Annotated in this window: 16 protein-coding genes; 8 read left to right on the top strand and 8 right to left on the bottom strand. The window is 63.9% G+C overall.

The features are described from left to right. Genes KTQ42_RS03945 through KTQ42_RS03930 form a run of 4 tightly spaced genes read left to right on the top strand, consistent with a single transcriptional unit; the run spans position 1 to position 3624 of the window. Positions 1 to 885, top strand: coding sequence for an ABC transporter permease (locus tag KTQ42_RS03945; RefSeq protein WP_217344313.1), 885 nt, complete (start codon positions 1 to 3; stop codon positions 883 to 885). Beyond that, positions 882 to 1943 carry an oligopeptide/dipeptide ABC transporter ATP-binding protein gene (locus KTQ42_RS03940; protein ID WP_217344312.1) on the top strand — a complete coding sequence of 354 codons (1062 nt, stop codon included), beginning with the start codon at positions 882 to 884 and terminating at the stop codon, positions 1941 to 1943. Before KTQ42_RS03945 ends, KTQ42_RS03940 begins: the two co-directional genes overlap by 4 nt. After that, positions 1940 to 2920 (top strand): ABC transporter ATP-binding protein, encoded by a 981-nt coding sequence (locus tag KTQ42_RS03935; RefSeq protein ID WP_217344311.1) that lies wholly within the window; start codon positions 1940 to 1942, stop codon positions 2918 to 2920. The genes KTQ42_RS03940 and KTQ42_RS03935 overlap by 4 nt, the downstream gene beginning before the upstream one ends. 14 nt (positions 2921 to 2934) lie before the next feature. Beyond that, entirely contained in the window at positions 2935 to 3624 is a 690-nt protein-coding gene (locus KTQ42_RS03930) for a GntR family transcriptional regulator (RefSeq protein WP_249222631.1), read from the top strand. A gap of 77 nt (positions 3625 to 3701) precedes the next feature. Here KTQ42_RS03930 and gltA read toward each other — a convergent pair whose 3' ends face one another. From gltA to KTQ42_RS03890, 8 genes are all read right to left on the bottom strand, one after another. Further along, the gene (gltA, locus tag KTQ42_RS03925) at positions 3702 to 5006 is read right to left on the bottom strand and encodes a citrate synthase (protein WP_217344310.1); all 1305 of its coding nucleotides are present in this window, start codon (positions 5004 to 5006) and stop codon (positions 3702 to 3704) included. Positions 5007 to 5083: 77 nt separating this feature from the next. Further along, entirely contained in the window at positions 5084 to 5353 is a 270-nt protein-coding gene (locus KTQ42_RS03920) for a succinate dehydrogenase assembly factor 2 (protein WP_194714847.1), read from the bottom strand. 79 nt (positions 5354 to 5432) lie between these two features. Next, positions 5433 to 6143, bottom strand: a complete 711-nt coding sequence (locus tag KTQ42_RS03915) for a succinate dehydrogenase iron-sulfur subunit (RefSeq protein WP_217344309.1) — start codon at positions 6141 to 6143, stop codon at positions 5433 to 5435. 22 nt (positions 6144 to 6165) lie between these two features. Then, a complete protein-coding gene (gene sdhA, locus KTQ42_RS03910; RefSeq protein WP_217344308.1) occupies positions 6166 to 7944 on the bottom strand; it encodes a succinate dehydrogenase flavoprotein subunit in 1779 nt (592 codons plus the stop codon). A gap of 2 nt (positions 7945 to 7946) precedes the next feature. Beyond that, positions 7947 to 8318 (bottom strand): succinate dehydrogenase, hydrophobic membrane anchor protein, encoded by a 372-nt coding sequence (sdhD, locus tag KTQ42_RS03905; RefSeq protein ID WP_217344307.1) that lies wholly within the window; start codon positions 8316 to 8318, stop codon positions 7947 to 7949. Between the two features lie 4 nt (positions 8319 to 8322). Further along, positions 8323 to 8733, bottom strand: coding sequence for a succinate dehydrogenase, cytochrome b556 subunit (gene sdhC, locus KTQ42_RS03900; RefSeq protein ID WP_217344306.1), 411 nt, complete (start codon positions 8731 to 8733; stop codon positions 8323 to 8325). 151 nt (positions 8734 to 8884) lie between these two features. Continuing rightward, positions 8885 to 9673 (bottom strand): GntR family transcriptional regulator, encoded by a 789-nt coding sequence (locus KTQ42_RS03895; RefSeq protein ID WP_217344305.1) that lies wholly within the window; start codon positions 9671 to 9673, stop codon positions 8885 to 8887. 162 nt (positions 9674 to 9835) lie between these two features. Then, on the bottom strand, positions 9836 to 9991 hold the full coding sequence (locus KTQ42_RS03890) for a hypothetical protein (protein WP_217344304.1): 156 nt from the start codon (positions 9989 to 9991) through the stop codon (positions 9836 to 9838). Here KTQ42_RS03890 and KTQ42_RS03885 point away from each other — a divergent pair. The 4 genes from KTQ42_RS03885 to acnA all read left to right on the top strand — a co-directional run bounded on the left by KTQ42_RS03885 (position 9990) and on the right by acnA (position 15438). Further along, positions 9990 to 10979, top strand: a complete 990-nt coding sequence (locus KTQ42_RS03885; RefSeq protein ID WP_217344303.1) for a malate dehydrogenase — start codon at positions 9990 to 9992, stop codon at positions 10977 to 10979. The genes KTQ42_RS03890 and KTQ42_RS03885 overlap by 2 nt on opposite strands. A gap of 100 nt (positions 10980 to 11079) precedes the next feature. Beyond that, positions 11080 to 12051, top strand: a complete 972-nt coding sequence (locus KTQ42_RS03880; RefSeq protein WP_217344302.1) for an aldolase/citrate lyase family protein — start codon at positions 11080 to 11082, stop codon at positions 12049 to 12051. Between the two features lie 63 nt (positions 12052 to 12114). Further along, a complete protein-coding gene (locus tag KTQ42_RS03875) occupies positions 12115 to 12648 on the top strand; it encodes a hypothetical protein (protein WP_217344301.1) in 534 nt (177 codons plus the stop codon). An 81-nt stretch (positions 12649 to 12729) separates the two neighbouring features. Then, on the top strand, positions 12730 to 15438 hold the full coding sequence (acnA, locus tag KTQ42_RS03870) for an aconitate hydratase AcnA (protein WP_217344300.1): 2709 nt from the start codon (positions 12730 to 12732) through the stop codon (positions 15436 to 15438). The last annotated feature ends 141 nt before the right edge of the window (positions 15439 to 15579 follow it).

Genomic DNA, 15579 nt, shown 5'->3' with positions numbered 1-15579 from the left:
ATGTCTGCCATTCTTGAAAGCGCCATGCCTGCAAGCGCTGCGCCCAGCCGCAGCTACTGGCGCCTGGTGGCCCGCCAGCTGCGGCGCGAACCGGTGGCGCTGGTCAGCGGCCTCGTGCTGCTGGCCATCATCGCCGCGGCACTATTCGCGCCGTGGCTGGCACCCGCCGATCCGTACAAGGCCAGCATGCTGCGCCGCCTGCTGCATGTGGGCAGCCCTGGCTACCTGCTGGGCGCCGATGAACTTGGCCGGGACATGCTGACCCGGCTCATGTATGGCGGCCGCCTGTCGTTGCTGATGGGCGTGGTGCCGGTTCTGGCGGCCTTCCTGATCGGCACGACAGTGGGCGTCGCCGCCGGTTACGTTGGCGGACGCATCAATATGGCGGTCATGCGCGTGCTGGATGTGTTCTATGCCTTTCCCTCGGTGCTGCTCGCGGTTGCCATTGCCGGTGCGTTGGGACCGGGCATGAGCAACAGCCTGATCGCCCTGACCCTGGTATTCGTGCCGCAGGTGGTGCGCGTGGCGGAGAGCGTCACTACCCAGGTGCGCAGGCTCGATTACATCGAAGCCGCGCGCATGAGCGGCGCCGGCGCTTTCACCATCATCCGGGTGCATGTGCTGGGCAACGTGCTGGGGCCGGTGTTCGTCTATGCCACCGGCCTGCTGAGCGTATCGATGATTCTTGGTTCGGGGCTGTCCTTCCTGGGCCTGGGCGTCAAGCCGCCCGAGCCGGAGTGGGGCTTGATGCTCAATACGCTGCGGTCCGCGATCTACAGCAACCCACTGGTGGCCGCCCTTCCCGGCGCAATGATTTTCGTGACCTCGTTTGCCTTCAACCTGCTGGCCGACGGCCTGCGTTCGGCTATGGATATCCGCAAATGAACACCATCCCTTCCTCCTTGCCAGCGCCCGACCTTGGCGGCCCGGCGCAGCCCTTGTTGATGGTGCGCGACCTGAAGAAGCGTTTCCCGGTACGCGGCCATCCGTTCGAGCGCGACAAGAAATTTGTGCATGCGGTTGATGGCGTAAGCTTCACGGTGGCCAAGGGCAGGACCCTGGGTATCGTCGGCGAATCCGGCTGCGGCAAATCGACGGCCGCGCGGCTGATCGCCCGGCTGGTCGAGGCCGATAGCGGCAGCATGGTCTTCGACGGCGAAGGCGTCGGCGAATTCGGCGGCATCGCCCTGAAGACCTTTCGCCGCAACCTGCAGATGGTATTCCAGGATTCCTTCGCTTCGCTCAATCCGCGCCTGACGGTCGCTGAAACCATTGCATTCGGTCCCCGCGCGCATGGCGTCAGCGCCGCTGATGCGGGCCAGCGGGCACGCATGCTGCTGGCGCGCGTCGGCCTTGAGCCGGACCAGTTCGCCAGCCGCTATCCGCATGAGCTCTCGGGCGGCCAGCGGCAGCGCGTCAATATTGCCCGCGCGCTGGCCTTCGACCCGCGGCTATTGATCCTCGATGAAGCGGTCGCCGCATTGGACAAGTCGGTACAGGCGCAGGTGTTGAACCTGCTGCAGGAACTCAAGGCCGAGCGTGGCCTGACCTACCTCTTCATCTCGCACGACCTGCATGTGGTGCATTACCTGAGCGATGACGTCATGGTGATGTATCTCGGACAGGTGGTTGAGACAGGGCCGGTGGAACATATCTACGGCCGCGCCGCGCATCCCTACACGCGGGCTCTGCTGTCGGCCGTGCCGTCGATGGACCCGTCCCGCCGCACCGAGCGTTCGCCGCTGAGCGGCGATCCGCCCAATCCGATCAACCCGCCATCCGGCTGCCGCTTCCGTGATCGCTGTCCTTCGGCGCAGCCGGTCTGCGCGGCGCGGGCGCCGGTGCTGCTGGAAACGGTACCCGGCAATGGACACTGGGTGGCCTGCCACATGCAGGATGCCGGCTCGGGCCATACCCTGGCATCCAGCGAGGTGATGGCATGACCGCGCCGCTGCTGTCGATACGCGACCTTCACGTGACGTTCAACGGAGCGCGCAAAGCCAGCGCCCTGAATGGCATCAGCCTCGATCTCATGCCTGGCGAAGTACTGGCGCTGCTCGGCGAGTCCGGCTCCGGCAAGAGCGTAACGCTGCGCACCCTCCTGCGCCTCCATCCGCAGGCCACTACCCGCATAGGCGGCGGCATACGGGTCGGCGAACAGGACGTGCTGGCGCTGCGCGGCAAGGCCCTGGACAGCTACCGCGGCAAAACGGTGTCCATGGTGTTCCAGGAGCCTGGCCTGGCATTCGATCCGGTCTACACCATAGGCCAGCAGATCACCGAATGCCTACGGGCGCATGCCGCCATCGCTCACGCCGACGCCCGGGCCGAAGCGCTGCACATGCTGGAACGGGTGCAGATACCGCAGGCGCGGCGCCGCTTTGACGCCTATCCGCACGAACTGTCGGGCGGCATGCGCCAGCGCGCCATGATTGCCCTGGCACTGGCTTGCAAGCCCAGCCTGCTGCTGGCGGATGAACCAACCACCGCGCTCGATGCGACGGTGCAGATCCAGATCCTGCTGCTGCTGCGCGAGCTCCAGCGCGAGACCGGAATGTCCATGATCTTCGTAACGCATGACATTGGCGCCGCAGTCGAGGTCGCGGACCGGATCGCGGTGATGTACGGCGGTCGCATCGCTGAGGAAGGCGCTGCCGGCGACATCGTGCAACGCCCGCGTCATCCCTACACTGCCGGCCTGCTGGCGGCCACGGTCAGCGGCGCCGACCGGGGCCGCCCCCTTGCCGCGGTGCCCGGCTCGCCGCCGGATCTGTCGCAATTGCCCGCGGGCTGCAGCTTCGCTGCGCGCTGCGGCAACGTCGCCAGCCGCTGCCGCAGCGAAGCGCCACCGGTGGACGGCAGCGGCGCCACGCGCCTGGCTTGCTGGCATCCGGTGCAGCGGATGGCCGGGGCGGGATGAAGCCGGTGGCTGCGTTGCCTTCGCGCCCACGCGGCGGCCTGGCGGACGAAGTATGCCGTGAGATTGCCGACGGCATCGTGCTGGGCCGCTTCCCACCGAACTCCCGGCTCGATGAAACGACTCTGGCTGCCATGTTCTGCGTGTCGCGCACGCCAGTGCGTGAAGCATTGAAGCAGCTTGCCGCGATCGGACTGGCAACCTATCGCCCGAACCGGGGCGCAGTGGTCGCCGGGCTCGGCGCCAATCAGCTGGCGCAGATGTTCGAGGCCATCGGTGAACTGGAAGCAGCCTGTGCCCGCCACGCCGCACTGCGCATGAGCGCAGTCGACCATGCCGACCTGCGCGCGCTGCACGGCAGCGCGCGCGAAGCCATGCGCGACGGCGACATTACCCGTTACGACGCCATCAACCGCGAACTGCATGCAACCATCATCCGCGGCGCCGGCAATCCGGTACTGTCCGAGATGGCGGCCCTGTTGCGCAGTCGTGCCGCGCCCTACCGGCGCACCCAGTTTCGCGATATGCGCCGCATGCGCGCCTCCTTCGAGGAACATTCATCGATCGTCGAAGCCATCCTCGCCCATGATGCCGCGATGGCTTACCGGGAAATGCGCTCCCATCTGCTGTCGGCGCACGAGGCAGCGACGCGGCTGTGGCAGGGTTTGAACACGTCCGGAAGCGCCGCAGCTGCGACGATCCCATAAAAAAACCCCGGCTTGCGGGCAGCCGGGGTTTTGTGGCGCCGGTCCGGACGGACCAGGCAGCATGCTTGCTGGCGTGCTTAAGCGCGCTTGTCCATCGTCGGCACGTCGCGGCGGGTGGCGCCGACATACAGCTGGCGCGGACGGCCGATCTTCTGTTCCGGATCGGAGATCATCTCGTTCCACTGGGCGATCCAGCCCACGGTACGGGCCATCGCGAAGATACCGGTGAACAGCGATACCGGGATGCCCAGCGCCGACTGCACGATGCCGGAGTAGAAGTCGACGTTCGGATACAGCTTGCGCGAGACGAAGTATTCGTCTTCCAGGGCGACCTTTTCCAGCGCCATCGCCAGCTTGAACAGCGGGTCGTTTTCCAGGCCCAGCTCGGCCAGCACTTCGTGGCAGGTTTCGCGCATCAGCTTGGCGCGCGGATCGTAGTTCTTGTAGACGCGGTGACCGAAGCCCATCAGCTTCACGCCCGAGTTCTTGTCCTTTACCTGCTTGACGAATTCGCCGATCTTATCGACCGAGCCGATTTCCTTGAGCATGTTGAGCGCTGCCTCGTTGGCGCCGCCGTGCGCCGGGCCCCACAGGCAGGCGATGCCGGCTGCGATACAGGCGAACGGATTGGCGCCCGACGAACCGGACAAACGCACGGTGGAGGTCGATGCGTTCTGCTCGTGGTCCGCATGCAGGATCAGGATGCGGTCCAGCGCGCGCACCAGCACGTCGTTGACCTTGTACTCCTCGCAAGGCGTGGAGAACATCATGTGCATGAAGTTGGCGCTGTAGGACAGGTCGTTGCGCGGATACACGAAAGGCTGGCCGACCGAGTACTTGTAGGCCATTGCGACCAGCGTCGGCATCTTGGCGATCAGCCGGATCGCCGAGACTTCGCGGTGGTGCGGGTCGTTGATGTCCAGCGAGTCATGGTAGAACGACGCCAGCGCGCCGACCGTGCCAACCAGCACCGACATCGGATGCGCGTCGCGACGGAAACCGCGGAAGAAAAACTGCATCTGCTCGTGCACCATGGTGTGCTTGGTCACGGTGTCGACGAAGGTCTTCTTCTGGGTTGCGTTCGGCAGTTCGCCGTTGAGCAGCAGATAGCAGGATTCCAGGAAGTCGCAGTTCACGGCCAGCTGCTCGATCGGGTAACCGCGGTACAGCAGCTCGCCCTTGTCGCCATCGATATAGGTGATCGACGAATTGCAGGAAGCAGTCGACATGAAGCCCGGATCATAGGTAAAGCTGCCGGTGGAGCCATAGAGCTTGCGGATGTCGATGACGTCCGGTCCGATGGTGCCCTTGTAGATCGGGAATTCCAGCGAGGGTGACCCGTCGGAAAAAGACAGGGTGGCTTTGTTGTCAGATTGGGTCATGGCTCTTCCTTCTGTTGAGCGGTTTATCGATGGGGAATGATGCTAGTACAAAAGCCCGCAAGGCCGATGAATCAGAATCAAGCCTTGCGCAGGCGTGCAAGCAGCGCGTGCACATGCGGCAGGTCGATTTCGCCGCTGGGCTCCTTGCGGGCCAGCAGCAGATCCATCAGATCGTTGTCGGTCAGGTCCATCAGGCGGGTATAGGCGTCGACTTCCTCGTCGGTCATCGATTCCTCGTTGGCGTCCAGAAAACGCGTCAGCAGGATGTCATTTTCCAGCAGGCCGCGCCGGCTGCGCCAGCGCAGTCGTGCTCTGTTGGCGGGATCGCTTTGATGGTTGGCAGACATGGGATTCTTCACTCAATCGACCCGATGCGCTCAAGCGCTGGCAGCGCATCGGGATGGGGCATGATCGCCCCGACTCGGCTTACACCGCGCGGCGGACCAGCAGCTCCTTGATCTTGCCGATGGCTGCATTCGGGCTCAGGCCCTTGGGGCAGACGTCGACGCAGTTCATGATCGAGTGGCAGCGGAACAGGCGGTACGGATCTTCCAGGTTGTCCAGGCGCTCGCCGGTGGCTTCGTCGCGGCTGTCGGCGATGAAGCGGTAGGCTTGCAAGAGACCTGCCGGACCAACGAACTTGTCCGGGTTCCACCAGAACGACGGGCACGACGTCGAGCAGCAGGCGCACAGGATGCACTCGTACAGCCCGTCCAGTTCCTCGCGCTCGGCCGGATACTGCAGGCGCTCCTTCTCCGGCGGGATCGTGTTGTTGATCAGGAACGGCTTGATCGAGTGGTACTGCTTGAAGAAGTTGGTCATGTCCACGATCAGGTCGCGGATCACCGGCAAGCCCGGCAGCGGACGCAGCACGATCGGCTGGCTCAGCTCGTTCAAGTTGGTGGTGCAGGCCAGGCCGTTCTTGCCGTTGATGTTCATCGCGTCCGAGCCGCACACGCCTTCGCGGCAGGAGCGGCGCAGCGCCAGCGAATCGTCCACATCGGCCTTGATGCGCTGCAGTGCGTCCAGCAGCATCTTGTCGGTGTCCTTCAGCTCGACCGTCAGGTCCTGCATGTAGGGCTTGGCATCCTTGTCCGGATCGTAGCGGTATATCTTGAATTTGACTGTGCGTGGCATGGTCTGTGTTCTCTGTAGGCGTTCAGAAGGTGCGGGCTTTGGGCTTGAAGGTCTCGACCGTCAGCGGCCTGGTTTGCACCGGCTTGTATTCCAGGCGGTTGCCCTCGGAGTAGAACAGGGTGTGCTTCATCCAGTTCTCGTCGTCGCGCTTCTCGAAGTCGCGGTGGGCATGCGCGCCGCGCGATTCCTTGCGCGCCGCCGCCGAGGTGATGGTGGCCTTGGCCGTCTCGATCAGGTTGTCCAGCTCCAGCGCTTCCACCCGCGCCGTGTTGAACACCTTGGACTTGTCCTTGAACGACACATGCTTCCTGCGCTCGTCCAGCACCATGATTTCCTTGTAGCCCTGCTGCAGCAGCTCGTCGGTGCGGAACACGCCGCAGAAGTGCTGCATGGTGGCGCGGATGTCGTTGGCCACGTCCTGCACCCGCTCCGAACCCGTGGAGGTTTCCAGCTTGGCCAGGCGCGACAGCGCCAGGTCGGCCGCATCCGCCGGCAGGTCCTTGTTGCTGCGGGCCTTGAGGTTGCTGCCCACCACATGGTTGCCGGCCGCGCGGCCAAACACCAGCAGGTCCAGCAGCGAGTTGGTGCCCAGGCGGTTGGCGCCGTGCACCGACACGCAGGCGCATTCGCCCACCGCGTACAGGCCGTTGACGATCTCGTTGGGGTTGCCGTTCTTCGGCGCCACCACCTGGCCGTAGATGTTGGTCGGAATGCCGCCCATCTGGTAATGGATCGTCGGCACGACCGGGATCGGCTCCTTGGTCGCATCCACATTCGCAAACTTGTGGCCGATCTCCAGAATCGACGGCAGCCGCTTCTGGATGGTCTCGGCGCCGATGTGGCGCAGGTCCAGCAGCACATGGTCCTTGTTGGGGCCGCAGCCGCGGCCTTCCTTGATCTCCTGGTCCATCGAGCGCGACACGAAGTCGCGCGGCGCCAGGTCCTTCAGCGTGGGCGCATAGCGCTCCATGAAGCGCTCGCCATTGCTGTTGATCAGGATGCCGCCCTCGCCGCGCACGCCTTCGGTGATCAGCACGCCCGCGCCGGCCACGCCGGTCGGGTGGAACTGCCAGAACTCCATGTCTTCCAGCGGCAGGCCGGCGCGGGCGGCCATGCCCATGCCGTCGCCGGTGTTGATGAAGGCATTGGTCGATGCCGCCCAGATGCGCCCGGCGCCGCCGGTGGCCAGGATCGTGGTCTTGGCTTCGAGCATCATCACGTCGCCGGTTTCCATCTCCAGCGCCACCACGCCCAGCACGTCGCCCTCGGCGTCGCGGATCAGGTCAATGGCCATCCACTCGACGAAGAAGTGGGTCTTGGCGCGCACGTTGCGCTGGTACAGCGTGTGCAGCATCGCATGGCCGGTCCGGTCGGCCGCGGCGCAGGCGCGCTGCACCGGCTTCTCGCCGAAGTTGGCGGTATGGCCGCCGAACGGGCGCTGGTAGATGGTGCCGTCGGGGTTGCGGTCGAACGGCATGCCGAAGTGCTCGAGCTCGTAGACGACCTTGGGCGCTTCGCGGCACATGAACTCGATGGCGTCCTGGTCGCCCAGGTAGTCGCCGCCCTTGACGGTGTCGAACATGTGCCAGTACCAGTTGTCCTCGGACATGTTGCCCAGCGAGGCGCCGACGCCGCCCTGTGCGGCCACGGTGTGGGAGCGGGTCGGGAAGACCTTGGACAGCACCGCCACGTTCAGGCCGGCCTCCGCCAGTTGCAGCGAGGCGCGCATGCCGGAACCGCCCGCGCCGACGATGACCACATCGAAGCGACGGGATGGGATGGAAGATTTGATTGCTGCCACGATTACACTCTCCAGAGAATCTGCGCCGCATAGCCGGCGCAACCGATCAACCACACGATGGTGGCACTTTGCAGCAAGAGGCGGGCGACGACGGGCTTGACATAGTCCATCCAGATGTCGCGCATACCGACCCAGACGTGATAGAACATCACGAGCAGGGTGACGAAGGTGGCGATCTTGAACCACTGGCGGGCGAACATGCCGGCCCAGCCTTCATAGCTGAAATTGCTGCCTGTGAGGAAGGTCGCCAGGATGATGACGGTATAGAGGGCCATGACGATGGCGGTGATGCGCTGGGCCAGCCAGTCGCGAAAGCCATAGTGGGCGCCGACGACGAGGCGCTTGGAGCCGATGTTGTTGTGCTTGAGGGCCATGGTGTCAGAAAGCTCCGAACAGTTTCAGGGCGACTACGAGGGTCAGGAACAGGCTGATGGCCAGCACGCTGGCGGCCGAGTAGCGCGAGCCTTCCTTGCTCAGGCCCATGTGCATGTCCATGAACAGGTGGCGGATGCCGGCGGCGAAGTGGTGCAGGTAGGCCCAGGACAGCGCCAGGATGATCAGCTTGATATACCACTGCGAGGCAAAGCCGCGCAGGTAGTCGAACGAGATTTCAGAGGTGATGCTGCGTTCGAGCAGGTAGAGCACGAAGGGCAACAGCAGGAACATCAGCGCGCCGCTGATGCGATGCAGGATGGATACCACGCCGGCCAATGGCAGGCGGTAGTGCATCAGCTGCGTGACGTGGATATTGCTGAACTGCGGCCGGCTTTTTTTTGCGGCTTCTGACATACAAACACCTCTTCTAACAAATAATCATCGATTTTCGCCGATTTTTGTGCAGCACACCAATAGTTATTATGGCCGCTCGCACAGATATCCGCTGCGCAGGGGCAGCTCGCGCTCTTGCCCTGCCGGCAATGCGCATTGACGCCAGTTCAGTTCAACTCAATTCATTGTGATAGTGGTGCCTGTCGGTCCTGTACAGACCGCGCCGCACCTCGACCGGCTTGTCGCCATAGGTGAACGACACCCGTTCGAGGCTGAGCAGCGGCGTGCCCGGCGGCACATCCAGCAGCTCGCTCACTTGCGGTTCGGCCAGCACCGCCTTGATCCGCTCGGTGGCGCGGATCATGCGGGTGCCGAATTCGGTTTCGAACAGGCCGTACATCGGCCCTTTATACTCGACCAGCCGCTCCGCGGTCAGGCCGCGAAACAGCGCGCCGGGCAGCCACAGCTCTTCAAGAATGGTAGGCACGCCGTCGAACGACTGCACGCGCCGGATGAAGATCACCGAATCGCCGGACTTGACGTCGAGCAGGCGCGCCACTTCGGCCGGGGCACGCATGCGCTTGACTTCGATGATGCGGTTGGCCGCCTGGTGCGCCTCGCCCACGTCGGGCATCAGGCGCAAAAAGCGATAGTGGGCACGTTCCTCGTGGTGGGTGGCCACGAAGGTGCCCTTGCCCTGGCGGCGCACCACCAGGTTTTCGGCGGACAATTCATCGATGGCCTTGCGCACCGTTCCCTGGCTGACCTTGAAGCGGGCGGCAAGCTCGACTTCGCTGGGAATCAGTTCGCCCGGCTTCCACTCGCCGGACTGCAGGCTCTGGGTGATCAGCGCCTTGATCTGCTGGTAGAGGGGACTGAAAGTGGGCGAAGCATTGACGGCAACCCCCGACCCTGCGCCGGGCGCATTGCTGCTTGACTGGTTGGAGGCTGCGGAACTCATAACTGTTGATTTCACCATAAAATCGGGTTTGCCGTCCAGCAAAAACCTTAAATATATGTCTTATATAAGATATAAGATAGTCATTGCGGCCATTGACAGGGATATTACACCCACCTACACTCGCGGGCGACCGGCCCGAGCTGACTGCAGGAAACACGCGCATCACGGGCCAGTGCGATCCGCATCAAGCAGCGCAGGCTGACGTTGGCCGGTTTCGACGGTATGATTGCGTTCTGTCGATTCCGGCAACTTATTGAACCAAGCTGCCAGCGGCGTTACCCGCCCGCCCTTTTCTTTATCACTTTGGAGATTCAACATGGCTAAAGCCCCAATGCGTGTCGCCGTGACCGGCGCCGCCGGCCAGATCGGCTATTCCCTGCTGTTCCGCATCGCCAACGGCGACATGCTGGGCAAAGACCAGCCGGTCATCCTGCAACTGCTTGAAATCCCCGACGAGAAGGCCCAGAAGGCGCTCAAGGGCGTGATGATGGAAATCGACGACTGCGCATTCCCGCTGCTGGCGGGCATGACCGCCCACAGCGACCCGATGACCGCATTCAAGGATGCCGACGTCGCCCTGCTGGTTGGCGCCCGTCCCCGCGGCCCTGGCATGGAGCGCAAGGACCTGCTGGAAGCCAATGCGCAGATCTTCACGGTGCAGGGCAAGGCGCTGGACGCCGTCGCTTCCCGCAACGTCAAGGTGCTGGTGGTCGGCAACCCGGCCAACACCAACGCCTACATCGCGATGAAATCGGCGCCCAGCCTGCCGGCCAAGAACTTCACCGCCATGCTGCGCCTGGACCACAACCGCGCGCTGTCGCAGATCGCCGCCAAGACCGGCAAGCCGGTTTCCTCGATCGAGAAGCTGTTCGTCTGGGGCAACCATTCCCCGACCATGTACGCGGACTATCGCTACGCCACCATCGACGGCCAGTCGGTCAAGGACATGATCAACGACCAGGCCTGGAACAAGGACACGTTCCTGCCGACCGTGGGCAAGCGCGGCGCCGCCATCATCGAGGCACGCGGCCTGTCGTCGGCCGCTTCGGCAGCCAATGCCGCCATCGACCACGTCCATGACTGGGTGCTGGGCACCAACGGCAAGTGGACCACGATGGGCGTGCCGTCCGACGGTTCCTACGGCATTCCGGAAGGCACCATGTTCGGCTTCCCGGTCACCACCGAGAATGGCGAATACAAGATCGTCCAGGGCCTGGAAGTCGATGCCTTGTCGCAAGAGCGCATCAACATCACCCTGAACGAACTGCAGGAAGAGCGTAACGGCGTGAGCCATCTGGTAGGCTAAGCACCACCCTGCCCGCAGCCGCCTCCATGGCGCTGCGGGCAACGTCGTTAACGTCCGGCATACTTCACCACCTTGCCCACCACCTGAAGCGTCGCTTTACATGCATCCTTCCGAAGTTCTCTTCCAAGGCAAGCGTCAGCCGGTATCCCTTCCGGTGTGTGATCACTACGCCGGCTCCGAAAAGCTGATGCGCCGCTCCATGGCCCTGCAGCAAGAGCTTGGCCCCCTGTTTGACATTACCTTTGACTGTGAGGATGGCGCCGCCGCTGGCGACGAGGAGGCGCATGCGCGCCTGGTCGCATCGCTGATCGCAGGCCCGGACAACCACCACGGCCGCATCGGCGCCCGTCTTCATGATGTCCACAGCCCATGGTTCGAACGCGACGCCGCCATCATCTGCGCCGGCGCCGCCCGGCGGCTGGCCTATCTGGTGCTGCCCAAGCCCGAAAGCCTGGCCGATGTGCAACACGGCCTGGCCGTCATCGGGCGCCATGCGCGGGCGGCCGGGCGCGAACATCTGCCAGTGCATGTGCTGATAGAAACCCATGGCGCGCTGGCCGCGGTGCGCGAGATTGCCGCGCTGCCGCAGGTCGAATGCCTGTCCTTCGGCATCATGGATTTCGTGTCGGACCACTATGGCGCCATTCCCGGCGCCGCCATGCGTTCGCCCGGCCAGTTCGAGCATGCGCTGGTGGCGCGCGCCAAGACCGAGATTGCCGCCGCCTGCCATGCCCATGGCAAATGCCCCTCCCATAACGTCACCACCGAGATCCGCGATGGCGCGGTGGTTGCGCAGGATGCCGCGCGCGCCTTCCGCGAATTCGGCTTCACCCGCATGTGGAGCATCCATCCGTCCCAGATCAAGGCCATCGTCGCGGCCTATGCGCCGCCGGTGGCGGAAGTCGACGACGCGGCGGCCATATTGCTGGCCGCCCGCGCCGCCAGCTGGGGCCCCACGCAATACCAGGGCGCACTGCACGACCGGGCCAGCTATCGTTACTACTGGACCGTCCTGCAGCGCGCCAGGCTGTCCGGCCTGCCACTGACGGCCGACGCCCTGTCACTTTTATAAAACACGCGCCCTGCCCTCCAACGATCGGGAGAGGATGCACGGGCGCAACCTGGAGAGTAATTGATGAGCAAGTTTTTGACCGCCCTGCTGCTGATGGGCGCATGCATGACCGTAGCGGCGCAGGACAATGACAGCGCCAGCAAGAAGAAGAGCAAGGCTGCGGCCACCAAGACGGTGAAGAAGGAAGCCCCGTCGAAGAAGAAAGCCGCCGGCACCGCCGCGGCCGGCGCAGCGGCAGGCGCCGCAGCGGCGCAGGGAACGGACGAGGAAGATCGCGAGCCCGAGACCGCCGGCAGCACCGGCCTGGACTACAACTGCGCGCTGGGCGACAAGGTCACCATCTTTTCCAATGCAGAAGATGACAAGCACATTGCGCTGCGCTGGAACAAGCGCCTGATGCGCCTGACCCGTGTGGAAACCACCACTGGCGCGCACCGTTTCGAAAACCGCCGCCAGGGCATGGTCTGGATCGGCATCCCGGCCAAGGGCATCCTGCTCGACTCCAAGAAGGGCCAGCAGCTGGCCAATGAATGCAAGAGCGCAGAGCAATTGAAGCCGTCCGACGCGCCGGCGGCGCCCGGCCTGGGCATCCAGTAAGCAGGAAAAGCGAAAACACGGAAACAAAGCCAGCAGCGGTATTGTCAATTTGATTTGAACGGTAAATAACAAGGAGAGGTCATGACCCGCAATACACTGAATACGCTGAAGGATTTCCCGATCGCCGGCTCGACGAAGGGCCAGCTTCACTCCCTTCCCGCGCTGGAACAGGAACTGGGCGTCAACCTCTCGCGCCTGCCCGTGTCCATTCGCATCGTACTTGAGTCGGTGCTGCGCAATTGCGACGGCAAGAAGGTCACGGAAGACCATGTCCGCGAACTGGCGAACTGGAAGCCGAATGCGCCGCGCACCGATGAAATTCCCTTCGTGGTGGCCCGGGTCGTGCTGCAGGACTTTACCGGCGTGCCGCTGCTGGCCGACCTCGCCGCCATGCGCGGCGTGGCCAACAAGATGGGCGTCAATCCGAAGAACATCGAGCCGCTGGTACCGGTCGACCTGGTGGTCGACCATTCGGTGCAGGTCGACTATTACCGCGACAAGAAGGCGCTGGACCTGAACATGAAACTGGAATTCGAGCGCAACAACGAGCGCTACCAGTTCATGAAATGGGGCATGCAGGCCTTCGATACCTTCGGCGTGGTGCCGCCGGGCTTCGGCATCGTGCACCAGGTCAACCTGGAATACCTGGCGCGCGGCGTACACCAGAAGGACGGCGTCTATTATCCCGACACCCTGGTCGGCACCGACTCCCACACCACCATGATCAATGGCATCGGCGTGGTCGGCTGGGGCGTGGGCGGCATCGAGGCCGAAGCCGGCATGCTGGGCCAGCCGGTGTATTTCCTCACGCCCGATGTGGTGGGCGTGAACCTCACCGGCGCGCTGCGCGAAGGCTGCACCGCGACCGACCTGGTGCTGACCATCACCGAAATGCTGCGCAAGGAAAAGGTGGTGGGCAAGTTCGTCGAATTCTTTGGCGAAGGCACCAGGACCCTCACCCTGACCGACCGCGCCACCATCGCCAACATGGCGCCGGAATACGGCGCCACCATGGGCTTCTTCCCTGTCGACGAAGCCACCATCGACTACTTCCGCGGCACTGGCCGCAGCAAGGAGGAGATCGACGCCTTCGAAGCCTACTTCCGGGCCCAGAACCTGTTCGGCGTGCCAAGCTCGGGCGAGATCGACTACACCAATGTGGTCGCGCTCGACCTCGGCTCGGTGGCGCCTTCCCTGGCCGGCCCCAAGCGCCCGCAGGACCGCATCGAGATCGGCAAGGTCAAGAACACCTTTGCCGACCTGTTCTCCAAGCCCGTCTCCGAAAATGGCTTCAACAAGCGGCCGGAAGACCTGCAAGCGGTGTACGAGAATGCCGACGGCATCGATGTCAGGAACGGCGACGTGCTGATTGCGGCCATTACCTCGTGCACCAACACCTCCAACCCCAGCGTGCTGCTGGCCGCCGGCCTCCTGGCCAAGAAGGCGGTGGAAGCCGGCCTGACGGTGGCGCCGCATATCAAGACCTCGCTGGCACCCGGCTCGCGGGTCGTCACCAAGTACCTGGAAGCGGCCGGCCTGCTGCCCTACCTGGAAAAGCTCGGCTTCGGCGTCACTGCCTACGGCTGCACCACCTGCATCGGCAATGCCGGCGACCTGACGCCGGCCATGAACGAAGCAATCGCGAAGAACGACATCGTCGCTTCCGCCGTGCTGTCGGGCAACCGCAATTTCGAAGCCCGCATCCATCCCAACATCCGCTCGAACTTCCTGGCGTCGCCGCCGCTGGTGGTGGCCTATGCCATCGCCGGCAACATGAATGTCGACCTGATGACCGAGCCGGTGGGCGTGGCCAATGGCCGGGAAATCTACCTTGGCGACATCTGGCCGACCAGCGCCGAGATCAACAGCCTGATGAAGTTCGCGATGAACCCGGCGACGTTCACCGAGAACTACGCCGACGTGAAGGGCGCGCCGGGCAAGCTGTGGCAGCAGATCAAGGGCGTGGCCAGCGGCGAAGTCTACAACTGGCCGGCCTCGACCTATATCGCCGAGCCGCCCTTCTTCGACGACTTCGACATGGTGCCCAAGGCGGCCGCCAGCGGCATCGAAGGCGCGCGCGCCCTGGGCGTGTTCGGCGACTCGATCACGACCGACCACATCTCCCCGGCCGGTTCCATCAAGGAAAGCAGTCCGGCCGGCAAGTGGCTGCAGGAAAACGGCGTGCTCAAGGCCGACTTCAATTCCTACGGCTCGCGCCGCGGCAACCATGAAGTGATGATGCGCGGCACCTTCGCCAATGTCCGCATCAAGAACCTGATGATCCCGCCCAAGCCGGACGGCTCGCGGGTCGAGGGCGGCCTGACGCTGTACCAGCCGGATGGCGAGGAAATGTCGATCTACGACGCGGCCATGAAGTACATCGCCAACGGCGTGCCGACCATGATCTTCGCCGGCGAGGAATACGGCACCGGCTCGTCGCGCGACTGGGCCGCGAAAGGCACGCAGCTGCTGGGCGTGAAGGCCGTGTTTGCCCGTTCCTACGAGCGCATCCACCGTTCCAACCTGGTCGGCATGGGCGTGCTGCCACTGCAGTTCATGGGCGACGACAGCGTGCAGTCGCTGGGCATCACCGGCACCGAAACCTATGACCTGAAGGGACTGGAAGGCGAGATCACGCCGCAGCAGGAAGCCACGCTGGTGATTCATCGCGCCAATGGCGACAGGCAGGAAGTGACGGTGCTGCTGCGCATCGACACGCCGATCGAGGTGGACTACTACAAGCACGGCGGCATCCTGCCCTTCGTGCTGCGCCAGTTGCTCGCCGCCTGAGTCTGCACGACGGAGCAAGGCCGGGAGCGTTTTCCCCGGCCTTGCAAGCATGCTGTAAGACTGTGTTGTTACGCTTCTTGTCAGGACCAACGCCGGCCTCGTCCGGCGTTTATTTTTATACAGGCAAAGAGGAGACAGACT

The sequence above is a fragment of the Noviherbaspirillum sp. L7-7A genome (assembly GCF_019052805.1).
Lineage (GTDB): Bacteria > Pseudomonadota > Gammaproteobacteria > Burkholderiales > Burkholderiaceae_D > Noviherbaspirillum_A.
This window is presented reverse-complemented; position numbering and strand designations above follow the sequence as displayed.

Excerpts from the sequence above, each read along its gene's own strand:
- KTQ42_RS03915 (WP_217344309.1), bottom strand. The coding sequence starts at position 6,143 with ATGCCACGCACAGTCAAATTCAAGATATACCGCTACGATCCGGACAAG.
- KTQ42_RS03895 (WP_217344305.1), bottom strand. The coding sequence starts at position 9,673 with ATGAGTTCCGCAGCCTCCAACCAGTCAAGCAGCAATGCGCCCGGCGCA.
- sdhC (WP_217344306.1), bottom strand. The coding sequence starts at position 8,733 with ATGTCAGAAGCCGCAAAAAAAAGCCGGCCGCAGTTCAGCAATATCCAC.
- KTQ42_RS03885 (WP_217344303.1), top strand. The coding sequence starts at position 9,990 with ATGGCTAAAGCCCCAATGCGTGTCGCCGTGACCGGCGCCGCCGGCCAG.
- sdhD (WP_217344307.1), bottom strand. The coding sequence starts at position 8,318 with ATGGCCCTCAAGCACAACAACATCGGCTCCAAGCGCCTCGTCGTCGGC.
- KTQ42_RS03890 (WP_217344304.1), bottom strand. The coding sequence starts at position 9,991 with ATGTTGAATCTCCAAAGTGATAAAGAAAAGGGCGGGCGGGTAACGCCG.
- KTQ42_RS03875 (WP_217344301.1), top strand. The coding sequence starts at position 12,115 with ATGAGCAAGTTTTTGACCGCCCTGCTGCTGATGGGCGCATGCATGACC.
- acnA (WP_217344300.1), top strand. The coding sequence starts at position 12,730 with ATGACCCGCAATACACTGAATACGCTGAAGGATTTCCCGATCGCCGGC.
- KTQ42_RS03880 (WP_217344302.1), top strand. The coding sequence starts at position 11,080 with ATGCATCCTTCCGAAGTTCTCTTCCAAGGCAAGCGTCAGCCGGTATCC.
- KTQ42_RS03945 (WP_217344313.1), top strand. The coding sequence starts at position 1 with ATGTCTGCCATTCTTGAAAGCGCCATGCCTGCAAGCGCTGCGCCCAGC.
- KTQ42_RS03920 (WP_194714847.1), bottom strand. The coding sequence starts at position 5,353 with ATGTCTGCCAACCATCAAAGCGATCCCGCCAACAGAGCACGACTGCGC.
- KTQ42_RS03940 (WP_217344312.1), top strand. The coding sequence starts at position 882 with ATGAACACCATCCCTTCCTCCTTGCCAGCGCCCGACCTTGGCGGCCCG.
- gltA (WP_217344310.1), bottom strand. The coding sequence starts at position 5,006 with ATGACCCAATCTGACAACAAAGCCACCCTGTCTTTTTCCGACGGGTCA.
- KTQ42_RS03935 (WP_217344311.1), top strand. The coding sequence starts at position 1,940 with ATGACCGCGCCGCTGCTGTCGATACGCGACCTTCACGTGACGTTCAAC.